Genomic DNA, 12,837 nt, shown 5'->3' with positions numbered 1-12,837 from the left:
AACCTCAAGCAGGTGCTCACCGACGCCGAGACCGACGAGGTCTTGGGCAAGATGAAGGTCTCCGCTCTGTTGGAGGCCCTGCCCAAGGTCGGCAAGGTCAAGGCGCAGGAGATCATGACCGAGCTGGAGATCGCCCCGACCCGCCGTCTGCGCGGCCTCGGTGATCGTCAGCGCAAAGCCCTGCTGGAGAAGTTCGACCAGTCCTAGAGGCGCCCGCATTGAGCGCTGGTAGAGGGGTCGGACAACACACTGCGACGGCTCCGGTCGTCGTGTTGTCCGGTCCCTCCGCCGTCGGGAAGTCCACCGTGGTCCGTTGCCTGCGGGAGCGACTTCCCGACCTGTATTTCTCCGTCTCGGTCACGACCAGGGCACCGCGGCCGGGGGAGGTCGACGGAGTCGACTACACATTCGTGTCCGCTGACCGGTTCCAACAGCTGATCGATGACGGTGAGCTGCTGGAATGGGCCGAAATTCACGGCGGTTTGCACCGCTCCGGGACGCCGGCCCAACCAGTGCGCGAAGCCACTCAGGCGGGTCGCCCGGTGCTGATCGAGGTCGATCTGGCCGGCGCCCGGGCCGTCAAGAAGGCCATGCCTGAGGTGGTGTCGGTGTTCCTGGCACCGCCGAGTTGGGACGAACTGGTCAGCCGATTGTCCGGCCGGGGTACCGAGACGCCCGAGGTGATGGCCAGGCGATTGGAGACCGCGCGGGCCGAAATGGCGGCAAAGTCCGACTTTGACCAGGTTGTGGTGAACCGTCAGTTGGATTCCGCGTGCGCTGAATTGGTATCCTTGCTGGTGGGCAGCTGACGACTCACCGTGCCGGGACCGACGCGATCGGATCCGCGAGCCACCAGCCCGCTGTTCACAATGCATTTTCGCCAAAACCGCCAGGAGACTTTTTAGTGAGCACCCCGCACGCCGATGCGCAGCTGGCCGCTGCGGACGACTTGGGTATCGATTCGTCTGCCGCCAGCGCCTACGACACGCCGCTGGGCATCACCAACCCGCCCATCGACGAGTTGCTGGACCGCGCATCGAGCAAGTACGCGCTGGTGATCTACGCCGCCAAGCGCGCGCGCCAGATCAACGATTACTACAACCAGTTGGGCGACGGCATTCTCGAATACGTCGGCCCCCTGGTCGAGCCCGGTCTGCAGGAGAAGCCGCTGTCGATCGCGATGCGGGAGATCCACGAAGACCTGCTCGAGCACACCGAGGGCGAGTAGCCAGGCCGGGCCGGCACGTGAGCGCGCGTAAGCGAATCGTCGTCGGTGTCGCAGGCGGCATCGCCGCCTACAAGGCCTGCACCCTGGTCCGCCAACTCACCGAAGCCGGCCACTCGGTGCGCGTGTTGCCCACCGAGTCGGCGCTGCGCTTCGTCGGGGCCGCCACGTTCGAAGCCCTGTCGGGCAATCCCGTGCACACCGGTGTCTTCACCGATGTGCACGAGGTGCCGCACGTGCGGATCGGCCAGGAGGCCGACCTCGTCGTCGTCGCACCCGCCACCGCTGATCTGCTGGCCCGCGCGGTAGCCGGCCGGGCCGACGACCTGCTGACCGCCACGCTGTTGACCGCCCGATGTCCAGTGCTGTTCGCCCCGGCGATGCACACCGAGATGTGGTTTCACCCGGCCACCGTCGACAACGTCGCGACTTTGCGTCGTCGGGGCGCGGTGGTGTTGGAACCGGCGTCCGGACGGCTCACCGGCGCCGACAGCGGTGCGGGACGGCTGCCCGAGGCCGAAGAGATCACCACATTTGCGCAGTTGCTGCTGGAACGCGGTGACGCGCTGCCCTACGACCTGGCCGGGGTCAAGGCCCTGGTGACCGCCGGTGGCACCCGTGAGCCCCTCGATCCGGTGCGATTCATCGGCAACCGCAGCTCCGGGAAACAGGGCTATGCCGTGGCTCGGGTGATGGCTCAACGCGGGGCCGACGTCACGCTGATCGCAGGCAACACCGCAGGCCTGGTCGATCCGGCCGGCGTCGACGTCGTGCACATCGGCTCAGCTGCGCAGTTGCGCGACGCGGTGTCCAAGTACGCCCCTGAGGCCAACGTCTTGGTGATGGCCGCCGCCGTGGCCGATTTCCGGCCCGCCCAGGTGGCCGCCAGCAAGATCAAAAAAGGTGCCTCCGAACCGAGTTCGATCGAACTTGTACGCAACGACGACATTCTCGCCGGCGCGGTACGGGCCCGCGCCGAAGAACAGTTGCCAAATATGCGCGCCATCGTCGGTTTCGCCGCCGAGACCGGCGATGCCAACGGTGACGTGCTGTTCCATGCTCGGGCCAAACTCCAGCGCAAGGGCTGTGACCTGCTGGTGGTCAACGCCGTCGGGGACAACCGCGCCTTCGAAGTGGACCACAACGACGGTTGGTTGCTGAGTGCCGACGGCACCGAAGTTGCACTGGAGCATGGCTCGAAGACTCTGATGGCCACCCGTATCGTGGACTCGATCGCGGCGTTCCTGGGCAAGTACGAAGGGTGATCCGGCGTACGCATCACGGTGCGGATAAGGGTTGCGCATCGGCGTCCCAAGCGGTTGGGTTCAACAGGGCACAGATACCATTCGACTAACTAAGTAGTTTTGACTGAGAACGTTTCGTAATCGTCAAGGAAGGAAGCAGACCGTGAGCCAAGGTCGCCTGTTTACCAGTGAGTCGGTAACCGAAGGACACCCCGACAAGATCTGTGATGCGATCAGCGACTCGGTGCTCGACGCGCTGCTGGAGCAGGATCCCAAGTCCCGGGTTGCGGTGGAGACGCTGGTCACCACCGGTCAAGTGCATGTCGCCGGTGAGGTCACCACCTCCGCCTACGCCGACATCCCCAAAATCGTTCGCGACCGCATCCTCGACATCGGCTACGACTCGTCGACCAAGGGCTTCGACGGCGCCTCCTGCGGGGTGAACATCGCGATCGGTGCGCAGTCGCCCGACATCGCCCAGGGCGTGGACACCGCCCACGAGGCGCGCGTCGAGGGCGCGGGCGATCCGCTGGACTCGCAGGGTGCCGGCGATCAGGGTCTGATGTTCGGCTACGCCATCGGTGACACTCCCGAGTTGATGCCGCTGCCCATCGCGCTGGCCCACCGGTTGTCGCGCCGGCTGACCGAGGTGCGCAAGAACGGCGTGCTCGACTACCTGCGTCCGGATGGCAAGACCCAGGTCACCATCCAGTACGACGGCAAGACGCCGGTCCGGCTGGACACCGTGGTGCTGTCCACCCAGCACGCCGACGGCATCGATCTGGACAGCACCCTGACCCCGGACATCCGGGAGAAGGTCGTCAACACCGTGCTGGCCGATCTCAACCACGAGACGCTGGACACCTCCGATTTCCGTCTCCTGGTCAACCCGACCGGCAAGTTCGTCCTCGGCGGCCCGATGGGTGACGCCGGCCTGACTGGTCGCAAGATCATCGTCGACACCTACGGCGGCTGGGCCCGTCACGGCGGCGGCGCCTTCTCCGGCAAGGATCCGTCAAAGGTGGACCGCTCGGCCGCGTACGCGATGCGCTGGGTGGCCAAGAACGTCGTCGCCGCCGGCCTGGCCGAGCGGGTCGAGGTCCAGGTCGCCTACGCCATCGGCAAGGCCGCCCCGGTCGGCCTGTTCGTCGAGACGTTCGGCACCGAGACCGTCGACCCGGCCCGCATCGAGAAGGCCATCAGCAGCGTGTTCGATCTGCGTCCCGGCGCGATCATCCGCGACCTGGACCTGCTGCGCCCGATCTACGCCCAGACCGCGGCGTACGGCCACTTCGGGCGCACCGATGTCGAACTGCCCTGGGAGCAGCTCAACAAGGTCGACGACCTGAAGGCCTCCGTCTAGTTTTTGCCGAACAGACGCAAACCCGTACCTTCTCAGCCGAAAAGGTACGGGTGTGTGTCTGTTGGCGGACTTTTTCTAGGACGTGAACGCGTAATCGTCCAGGGGGAAGCGACGGCTGCGCCAATAGGCCTCCAAGGTGGTGGCCGGCCGTAGCGGCACATCCCCGTTGCGGTCGAAGTAGTAGCTGTTGGCCTGCGAACAGCTGTCCTGCCAGAAGATCTGGCGATGACGCTTGCGCATCATTTCCGAGAAGTACCGGTCGTTGGCCTCCTGGCGGACCTCGACACGGCGGGCCTGCTTCTTGTCTGCTTGGGCGATACAGCGCACCAGATGTCGGGTCTGTGCCTCGATCAACGCGAAATACGAGGAGCCGACGTAGCCGTACGGCCCCATCACGGAGAAGAAGTTGGGAAAGCCGGGAATGCTGACACCTTCGTAGGCCTGCATCCGGTGCTGCATCCAGAACTCGCTGAGCGTTTGCCCACCCGAACCGACGATCTCGAACGGCAGCGCGTCGACATCCATCACCTTGAAACCGGTGGCCAGGATGAGCACATCGACGTCATGGCTCTCGCCATCGGTGGTCGCGACACCCGAACCGGTGATCTTGTCGATCGGTTCGGTGATCAACCGCACGTTGTCCCGGTTGAAGGTGGCCAGATAGGTGTTGTGGAAGCCGGGTCGCTTGCATCCCACCGCATAGCGCGGGGTGAGCTTGTCGCGAGTCTCGGGATCTCGTACCTGTTGCCGGAGATAGGCGCGCCCAGCTGCGCCGGCCCGCTTGGCGAACGGGTTGATGGTGAAGTACTGCGCAGCCAATGGGAACGTGAACTCCACATAGGCCTGGCTGAGCATGCGATGCAGCGTCCGGCCGCCGGGCAGGCGCATCAGCCGGCGTGCGATCGGCGGGATCGGCACGTCGAACTTGGGGAAGCACCAGATCGGTGTCCGCTGAAACACAGTGAGCTGCTTGACCTTCAGCGCGATCTCGGGAATCACCTGCACCGCCGAGGCGCCGGTGCCGATGATCGCCACCCGCTTGCCGGTCAAGTCTTGGGTGTGGTCCCAGCGGGCCGTGTGCACCGTGGTCCCGGCGAACGAGTCCACGCCGTCGATCTCCGGCAGCTTCGGGATGGTCAGCACGCCGCTGGCGTTGACCAGGAACCGGGACGTGAGCGTGTCTCCGGAGTCCAGTTCGAGTCGCCACAGGCTCTCGTCGTCGTCGAACACCGCGCGGGTGACGTTGGTGTTGAACCGGATCCGGGGTCGCAGGCCGTACTTGTCGACGCACGTGTCGGCGTAGGTGCGCAACTCGCTGCCGGGGGCATAGGTACGCGACCACTTCCGAGACTGCTCGAACGAGAACTGATACGAGAACGACGGAATATCTACCGCCACACCGGGATAGGTGTTCCAGAACCAGGTGCCCCCGGCCCCGTCGCCGGCTTCGAGGATGAGGTAGTCATGCAGCCCCGCCTTGTCCAGGGCGATGGCCGTGCCGATGCCGGAGAATCCGGCACCGACGATGAGCGTGTGAAAGTCGGGCATCAAGCCACCTCCCGGCTGCGGCCGATCATGTGCACACCGTGTGGGTTGCACTGCCAACCTAGTCTCCGATGCCAACGGGTGGCTACGGACTCAATCGGCAAACATAGGCTGCCAGCAGCGACAGCAGGGCTGGAGGGCGCCATGACCACATTGATGATTCGTGGCAACATCGTGACGAAGGCCCGGGTCGGCGGTACATGTTCACAGACCTCCGACACGGCACCGCGCGCCCCGAATGAACCGTCCGCGCCCGCATTTCGTTTGACACTGGAAGAGTCCAGACGCGAGGAGGGGTGCGACCACGATGGAATTGAGCCGCAGGGGAGCGTTGCTGGGATTGACCGCCATGGGCGGTGTAGCGGTCGCCGCGGTGGGCGGTCTCGGTGAGGCGGCGGGTTGGCTGCGTCCTGACGCGCTGACGCCGGCCGATTTCGCCGACCGGTTCGAGCAGGTGGCCGGGCGCCATGAGGGATTCCGGCGCAACCACGCCAAGGGCCTGGCCGCCACCGGAACGTTCACCAGCACCGGTGCCGGTGCCCAGGTGAGCCGCGCCGCCGTGTTCACACCCGGCACGGTGCCTGTGGTGGGCAGGTTCTCGCTGTCGGGTGGGTTGCCCGATCAACCCGACAAGAACGACACCGTGCGAGGTCTGGGCCTGGTGTTCGACCTTCCCGACGGCCAGCAGTGGCGCACGGCAATGATCAACATCCCGGTGTTTCCCGACGCCACACCACAAGGCTTCTACGATCGGATGCTGGCCTCACGGCCCCAGAAGCAGACCGGGAAGCCCGACCCCCAGGCGATGGCGGCGTTTCTGGCCGATCACCCCGAAACCGTAGCGGCGATGAAGATCATCAAACAAAGCCCACCGAGCATCGGATTCGCCGACAGTACGTACCACGGACTCAACGCTTTTCGGGCCACGAATGCTCAGGGCAAGACCACGGCGATCCGGTGGGCAGCTGTGCCGCTAAAGCAGCAGCAACCCGCCGCACGGCCGCCGAGCGACGACAAGAACGCTCTCTTTGATGCACTGATCGACACGATCGCCCGCGGCCCGCTCAGTTGGAAGTTGATCCTCACGCTGGCCGACCCGACCGACCCCACCCACGACGCCACCCTTCCGTGGCCATCGGACCGCCCCACGATTGACGCGGGCACCATCACCATCGACGCCGTCCACACCGAGGCACCCGGCAACGCCCGCGACGTCAACTTCGATCCACTCGTGCTGCCCGACGGCTTGGCCGCGTCTGACGATCCGCTGCCGCGCGCACGGTCGGCGGTGTACGCGCGTTCGTTCGACCGCAGGGCCCGAGAACCCAAGTCGCCCAGCGCAGTCGCCGTTCCCGGGGATGTGCGATGACCACCGAAACGAAACCGCCGATCACGAAGTTCAACCTGACGGCCCGGTTGCTGCACTGGTCCATGGCGGCCATGGTGATCGCGCAGTTCTTCATCGGCGTGACGATGATCGCGGCACTCAGCTACTACCCGTTGCTTCTCGCGATTCACCGGCCGCTGGGCATCGCGATCCTGGTATTCGCGATCGTGCGACTGGTCAACCGGCTCACCCGCAGGCTGCCGCCGTTCCTCACCACGATGGGACCACTCGAACGTCGCATCGCCAGCTACTCTGAATACCTGCTGTACGCACTGCTTTTGGCGCAGCCCCTGATCGGGTGGGCCATGGTGTCGGCCGCGGGATCTCCGGTCGTGTTGGCCGGGGCGATCCATCTGCCGGCGATCGCCCCGACCAACATCACCCTGTACGCGGTGTTGCGCACCGCCCACACCGTGGCGGCCTACCTGCTGTTCGCGACATTCACCGCACACATCTGCGCGGTGTTGTTCCACACCGTCGGCCTGCGTGACCGGATTATTCACCGAATGTCGTTGTGGCCCGCCAGAAAAGAACCCGCGACCGACCGGTCAGACGTGTAGCGCCGCCCGCAGTGCCGCCATCGCCTGATCGAACGCCTCGGTGGCCGCCGGTACCACACCGGCGTAACCGATGTAACCATGCACCAGGGTCTCGGCGTTGTGAACCTGCACCGGAACGCCTGCCGCAGAGAGCATCTCGGCGTACCGGATTCCGTCGTCACGCAACGGGTCGTGCCCGGCCACCGCAATATAGGCCGGCGCAAGTCCGGACAGATCGGCCGCGCGGGCCGGTACCAGCGTCATGGGCGGATCGGACAGGTCGACGTGCCCGGCGTACCACCGGGAGAATCCCGCGACGGCATCGAGCCCGAGGATCGGCGCCTGTGCATTCTCGGTGAAGGACGGCAGACTGGTGTCCCAGGTGGTCGCCGGGTACCAGAGCAGCTGGAACCGCAGCGCAGGGACGCCGGCATCGCGCGCCAGCAGCGCCACCACCGCGCTGAGGTTGCCGCCCGCCGAATCGCCGGCAACCGCCATGCGGTCGCCGTCGACATCGAGTTCGGCGGCGTGCTCGGCCACCCACTGCGTCACGGCCCACACGTCGTCGACCGCGGCCGGGTACGGATGCTCAGGCGCCAGCCGGTACTCCACCGAGACCACCACGGCCTCGGCACCCACGGCATGCTGGCGCGCAGTGCCGTCGTAGCTGTCCAGGTCACCCAGCGACCAGCCGCCGCCATGGATGAACACCACCACCGGCAACGTCTCCCCGTCGGCGGTCGGGGGTCGGTACACGCGCACCGGGATCGGACGGGCCGGTCCCGGTATCTCCCGGTCGGTCACCTCGACCTCGGGATGGACCGGTGGTCGGGGGATCTCACTGAACCGACGTCGGGCCTCCTCGACTCCGATGTCAGTCGATAGTTGGAACGGCACGACCTCCAGTACCTTCTGCAGGATGGAATCGACAGCCGGTTTCTCGTCAGCAACGGACATGCCGACACCGTACGCACGGCGCAGCACGGTGTGGCTGTGGGGCTCCGCGGTGTTCGTCGGCGCCGCCTACGGCATCTTCTTACTGGTGGTTGCGCTACGGTCTCCGGCCGGTGTCGCGCTCACCGGCCAGTTCTTCGCCCAGCCCGCGGTGAAGGCCCTACCCGCGGTGCTGCTCGCGCTTGCCGCGTGGGCGCATCCGATCGTGCGGGAACGCCGCTGGCTGGTCGGTGCGCTGGTGTTCTCCGCACTCGGTGACTTCCTGCTCGCCATCCCGTGGTGGCAGCCGTCGTTCGTCGGCGGACTGGGCGCGTTCCTGGTCGCCCACCTGTGCTTTCTGGGCGCGCTCGTGCCGCTGGCCCGACGGAGCCCGGCCCGACTGGCCGCCGTCGGGGTCACCGTCGCCGCGTGTGCCGCTTTGCTCGCCTGGTTCTGGCCGCGGCTGCTCGAACAGGGAATGGCGGTACCCGTCACGGCCTACATCGCCGTGCTCGGGGCGATGGTCTGTACGGCCCTGCTCGCCCAGCTGCCCACGTGGTGGACCGCTGCCGGAGCGGTGTGTTTCGCCGTGTCGGACACGATGATCGGGATCAGCGAGTTCATCCGGGGCGACCAACTGTTGGCCGTGCCGATCTGGTGGGCATATACCGCCTCACTGATGATGATCACCGCCGGCCTGTTCTTCGGCCGGACGTCACCGCGGTCTGCTGAACTGACGCGGTGACGATCACCCGCCGCGCCGCCGAGCACGAACCCATCGCGCGGGTGCTTCCCCTGCTCACGGTTCCGCACCTGGACCGGGAGTTCGACTATCTGGTTTCGGAGGACCATTCCGACGACGCGCAGCCGGGTGTCCGGGTCCGGGTGCGCTTCCACGGCAGGCTGGTCGACGCGTACCTGCTGGAACGACGGTCGGACACCGACCACACCGGCAAGTTGGGCTGGCTGGACCGCGTGGTCTCGCCCGAACCGGTGCTCACGCCCGAGATCCGGCGGCTCGTCGACGCCGTCGCGGCCCGCTATGCCGGCACCCGGGCCGACGTCCTGCGGCTGGCGGTGCCACCGCGCCACGCCAGGGTGGAGAAGCAGACTCCCGCCGAGGCCGAACCGGTCTCGGAGATCCCCGTCGACACCCGCGCGTGGGCTCGTTACGGCCGCGGCGAACAATTCTTGACGGCCGTCGGTGAGGGCCGGGCCGCGCGGGCGGTGTGGCAGGCGCTGCCCGGAGAGAACTGGGCGCGGCGGTTGACCGAGGCGGCTGCGGTGGCGGTGAACGCCGGGCTGGGTGTGCTCGCCGTGGTGCCCGACCAACGCGACGTCGACGCCCTGTATGCCGCGGCGATCGAGCAGATGGCGGAGGCCCGGGTGGTGGCATTGTCGGCGGGGCTGGGCCCGGCCGCCCGTTACCGCCGCTGGTTGTCGGTGCTGCGCGGACAGGCCCAGCTGGTGATCGGTACCCGCAGCGCGGTGTTCGCCCCGGTGTCCAATCTCGGGCTGGTCCTGGTGTGGGACGACGGCGACGACAGCCTCGCCGAGCCGCGCGCGCCCTACCCGCATGCCCGTGAGGTCGCCATGCTGCGTGCCCACCAGCTGCGGTGTGCCGCGGTCATCGGCGGCTACGCCCGCACCGCCGAGGCGCAGGCCCTGGTACGGACGCGGTGGGCTCACGATGTGGTGGCGCCGCGTCCGGCGGTGCGGGCCGCCGCGCCTCGGGTGGTGGCGCTGGAGGACAGCGGCTATGCCCAGGAGCGGGACCCGGCTGCCCACACCGCGCGGTTGCCGTCGATGGCGTTGCAGGCCGCGCGTGCGGCGCTGCAGGCCGAGCGGCCGGTACTCATCCAGGTTCCGCGCCGCGGATATGTGCCTGCGCTGGCGTGTGCACGATGCCGTGCGGTGACGCGCTGTCGGCACTGCACGGGGCCGCTCGCCCTGCCGGACCGCGGCGCTGCGGCCGCCGAATGCCGGTGGTGCGGCCGCGCCGAGCCCGCATTGCGTTGTGCGCGTTGCGGTTCCGATGCGGTACGGGCGGTGGTCGTGGGGGCTCGCCGGACCGCTGAAGAGTTGGGCCGGGCCTTTCCCGGTACGTCGGTGATCACCTCGGGCGGTGACGCGGTGGTCGGTGCGGTGGGGAACGGTCCGGCCCTGGTGGTCTCGACACCTGGTGCAGAACCCGTGGCTGACGGCGGCTACGGCGCGGCCCTGTTGCTCGACGCGTGGGCTCTGCTGGGCCGCCAAGATCTGCGGGCCGCCGAGGACACGATGCGGCGGTGGATGGCCGCGGCGGCCTTGGTGCGGCCTCGTGCCGACGGTGGTGTGGTGGCAGTGGTGGCGGAGTCGGCGATCGCCACCGTGCAGGCGTTGATTCGATGGGATCCGGTGGGGCACGCCGACGCCGAACTCGACGGCCGCGGTGAAGTCGGACTGCCACCCGCCGTGCACATGGCGGCCATCGACGGAACCTCGACCGCAGTGGACGCGCTGCTCGAAACGGCCCAGCTGCCGGCCGCGGCGGAAACTCTCGGCCCGGTGGAACTTCCGGCCGGAGCGCGCCGACCCCCGGGGCTCGATGCCGACGCCGAGGTGAGCCGGATGCTGGTCCGGGTACCGCGCGACGGTGGCCTGGAGCTGGCCGCGGCATTACGACGCGCCACCGCCGTGCTCAGCGCACGTAAGGATCAGCAGCCATGTCGCATCCAAATCGACCCATTGCACATAGGCTGAGGCGCACACTTCATCTCTGCTGGTGAGGGCCGACAGGAGGCTGCCATGCGTCGGGTGTGGTCGTGGCTGTTCACCCTGGCGCTCATTGCATTCGGCCTGCTGTGGCCTCTGGTGTTCACGGGTGGGTCCGCATCGGGCCCGGGGGCGGCCGACCCGGTGGTGATCACCGACTACCGAGGCGATTTCACGGTCGACGCCGACGGACGGCTGTCCGCGGTCGAGACCATCACCGGCGATTTCCCCAGCGGCCGCCACGGCATCTTCCGGTACTGGGACGTGGCGAATCAGAACAACTCCCGGCTGCGGCAGGTACCGGAGATCACCTCCATCACGATGGACGGCTCGTCGATTCCGTATGAGCTGTTGTGGGAAACCGGTAAACGGTTCCGCGTCGCCAAGATCGGCGACCCGGCCACCACCCTGGACTGGGCCCCTCACGTCTTCGAGATCCGTTACGCGATCGACGGCGTCTTGGATCCGGGTACCGTTGCAGCCCAGCGTGAATTCGCCACCACCATCGGCGATTCCGACGCCCGATCGGTGTTCTACTGGAACGTCATCGCGCCCGCGTGGAACAACACCATCAAGCGGGCCGACATCTCGGTCACCCTGCCGGCCGAGGTGACCGGGGCGGCATGCAGCGTCGGGTACGGCGTGGGCAGCGCGTGCACAGGCCTGCGCACCGACGGCAACACCGTGCGGCTGACGGCTACCGACCTGCAGCCGCATACGCCGGTGACGCTACGGGCCGGCGTCGACGTCGAGAGTCCGGCGCAGGTGAGCCTGCCGTGGCCGTACACCTGGGACCGGATTCTCGGCCGATCGGTGAGCGCACTCGTCTGGATCGCCCTGCTCACCCTCGGAATGGGTCTGCTCGCCTACCTCTGGACGCGCACCACTGTCGAACCACCGCCGGGATTTCCGGTGCAGTATGCCCCGCCAGAAGGGCTCGGCCCGGTGCAGACGGAGTACATCCGCACCGAGACCATTCCCAAGACCGGGCTCAGCGCGACGCTGTTCCACCTCGCCGAACGTGGGCTCGTGGAGTTGCGTCAGCTCGGTGACATGCACTGGAAGATCAAGGGTCTCGCCAAGCCGGCCGAGTGGACAGATGTCGATCCGGTCGGCATCGACGTCGGCGCAGCGCTCAAGGTGATGTCGGTGGGAGCCGAGTTCACCGCCAAGAACACCGCTGCGTCGGGCAAGAAACTGAGCAAAGCCAAGGCCGATATGGACGTCGCCGTTCGCAAGTGGGCCTTCGACGGCGGCTTCATGGTCAAACGTCGTAAGGAATTGTGGCTCCGCGCCGCCAATGTGGCGGCGTTCTTCGCGGCACTGGCGGGCTTCTTCCTGTTGTTCGGTATCCCCATCACGTTGTGTGGGCTGCCCTTCGCCGCGTTCTTTGTGTTCTCGGCACGGTGCTGGCGTGGTGGTGTCGGAACCCGACGCACTCCGTCCGGGCGCGAACTGTGGTCGCGGGCGGAAGGTTTTCACCGTCTGTTGTCGACCGATTCGGCTGAGAGCCGGTTCGACTTCGCCGCCCGCAAAGACCTGTACCTGGCCTACATTCCGTTCGCGGTGGCCGGCGGTTGCGCCGCGCTGTGGGCGAAGAAGTATCAAGACACAGTGGGTGTGGCTGCGCCCCAACCGGGTTGGTACAACTCGTCGTCGTCATCGGACAGCAGCCACGGCTTCGCCGGCGGATCTGGCGGCGCGGACTTCGACAGTTTCGAATCGGCGCTGTCATCATCGATCGGGGCATACACGGCCTCGCAATCGTCGTCCTCTTCATCGAGCGGTGGATCCTCGTCATCCGGCGGTGGAGGCGGTGGTGGCGGTGACGGCTTGGGCGATGAACC

12 protein-coding genes are annotated in these 12,837 nt (G+C 67.1%); 10 read left to right on the top strand and 2 right to left on the bottom strand.

Annotated features, from left to right (window positions below; all coding sequences use genetic code 11):
• The 5 genes from mihF to metK all read left to right on the top strand — a co-directional run.
• Positions 1-207: integration host factor, actinobacterial type (gene mihF / locus A5699_RS08580; RefSeq protein WP_304528243.1), on the top strand; the 207-nt coding region annotated here is incomplete at its 5' end.
• Between the two features lie 11 nt (positions 208-218).
• The gene (gene gmk / locus A5699_RS08575) at positions 219-809 is read left to right on the top strand and encodes a guanylate kinase (protein WP_067768190.1); all 591 of its coding nucleotides are present in this window, start codon (positions 219-221) and stop codon (positions 807-809) included.
• A 95-nt stretch (positions 810-904) separates the two neighbouring features.
• Positions 905-1,228, top strand: coding sequence for a DNA-directed RNA polymerase subunit omega (rpoZ, locus tag A5699_RS08570; protein ID WP_067768188.1), 324 nt, complete (start codon positions 905-907; stop codon positions 1,226-1,228).
• A gap of 17 nt (positions 1,229-1,245) precedes the next feature.
• Positions 1,246-2,490: a bifunctional phosphopantothenoylcysteine decarboxylase/phosphopantothenate--cysteine ligase CoaBC gene (gene coaBC / locus A5699_RS08565; RefSeq protein ID WP_067768187.1), complete on the top strand. Its 1,245-nt coding sequence runs from the start codon at positions 1,246-1,248 to the stop codon at positions 2,488-2,490.
• 142 nt (positions 2,491-2,632) lie between these two features.
• On the top strand, positions 2,633-3,832 hold the full coding sequence (metK, locus tag A5699_RS08560) for a methionine adenosyltransferase (protein ID WP_067768185.1): 1,200 nt from the start codon (positions 2,633-2,635) through the stop codon (positions 3,830-3,832).
• 75 nt (positions 3,833-3,907) lie between these two features.
• Here metK and A5699_RS08555 read toward each other — a convergent pair whose 3' ends face one another.
• On the bottom strand, positions 3,908-5,380 hold the full coding sequence (locus tag A5699_RS08555; RefSeq protein ID WP_067768183.1) for an NAD(P)/FAD-dependent oxidoreductase: 1,473 nt from the start codon (positions 5,378-5,380) through the stop codon (positions 3,908-3,910).
• 304 nt (positions 5,381-5,684) lie between these two features.
• Between A5699_RS08555 and A5699_RS08550 the strand changes: the two genes are divergently transcribed.
• Positions 5,685-6,746 (top strand): catalase family peroxidase, encoded by a 1,062-nt coding sequence (locus A5699_RS08550; RefSeq protein WP_231965650.1) that lies wholly within the window; start codon positions 5,685-5,687, stop codon positions 6,744-6,746.
• Positions 6,743-7,324 (top strand): cytochrome b, encoded by a 582-nt coding sequence (locus tag A5699_RS08545; protein ID WP_067768181.1) that lies wholly within the window; start codon positions 6,743-6,745, stop codon positions 7,322-7,324. Before A5699_RS08550 ends, A5699_RS08545 begins: the two co-directional genes overlap by 4 nt.
• On the opposite strand, the gene A5699_RS08540 is transcribed toward A5699_RS08545, so the two are convergent.
• Complete coding sequence (locus A5699_RS08540) at positions 7,313-8,260, bottom strand: alpha/beta hydrolase (protein ID WP_067768192.1); 948 nt, start codon at positions 8,258-8,260, stop codon at positions 7,313-7,315. The genes A5699_RS08545 and A5699_RS08540 overlap by 12 nt on opposite strands.
• Between A5699_RS08540 and A5699_RS08535 the strand changes: the two genes are divergently transcribed.
• The 3 genes from A5699_RS08535 to A5699_RS08525 all read left to right on the top strand — a co-directional run.
• Positions 8,259-8,981 (top strand): lysoplasmalogenase, encoded by a 723-nt coding sequence (locus A5699_RS08535; protein WP_067768179.1) that lies wholly within the window; start codon positions 8,259-8,261, stop codon positions 8,979-8,981. The genes A5699_RS08540 and A5699_RS08535 overlap by 2 nt on opposite strands.
• Positions 8,978-10,978: a primosomal protein N' gene (locus tag A5699_RS08530; protein WP_067768177.1), complete on the top strand. Its 2,001-nt coding sequence runs from the start codon at positions 8,978-8,980 to the stop codon at positions 10,976-10,978. The genes A5699_RS08535 and A5699_RS08530 overlap by 4 nt, the downstream gene beginning before the upstream one ends.
• Positions 10,979-11,023: 45 nt before the next feature.
• Positions 11,024-12,837, top strand: a 1,814-nt coding sequence (locus A5699_RS08525) for a DUF2207 domain-containing protein (RefSeq protein ID WP_067768175.1), incomplete at its 3' end; no start/stop codon positions are given.

This window comes from Mycobacterium sp. E802 (genome assembly GCF_001666875.1).
In the GTDB taxonomy this organism is placed as follows: Bacteria; Actinomycetota; Actinomycetes; order Mycobacteriales; family Mycobacteriaceae; genus Mycobacterium.
The sequence above is the reverse complement of the archived record's forward strand: the minus strand, read 5'-3'. Positions and strand labels throughout refer to the sequence as shown.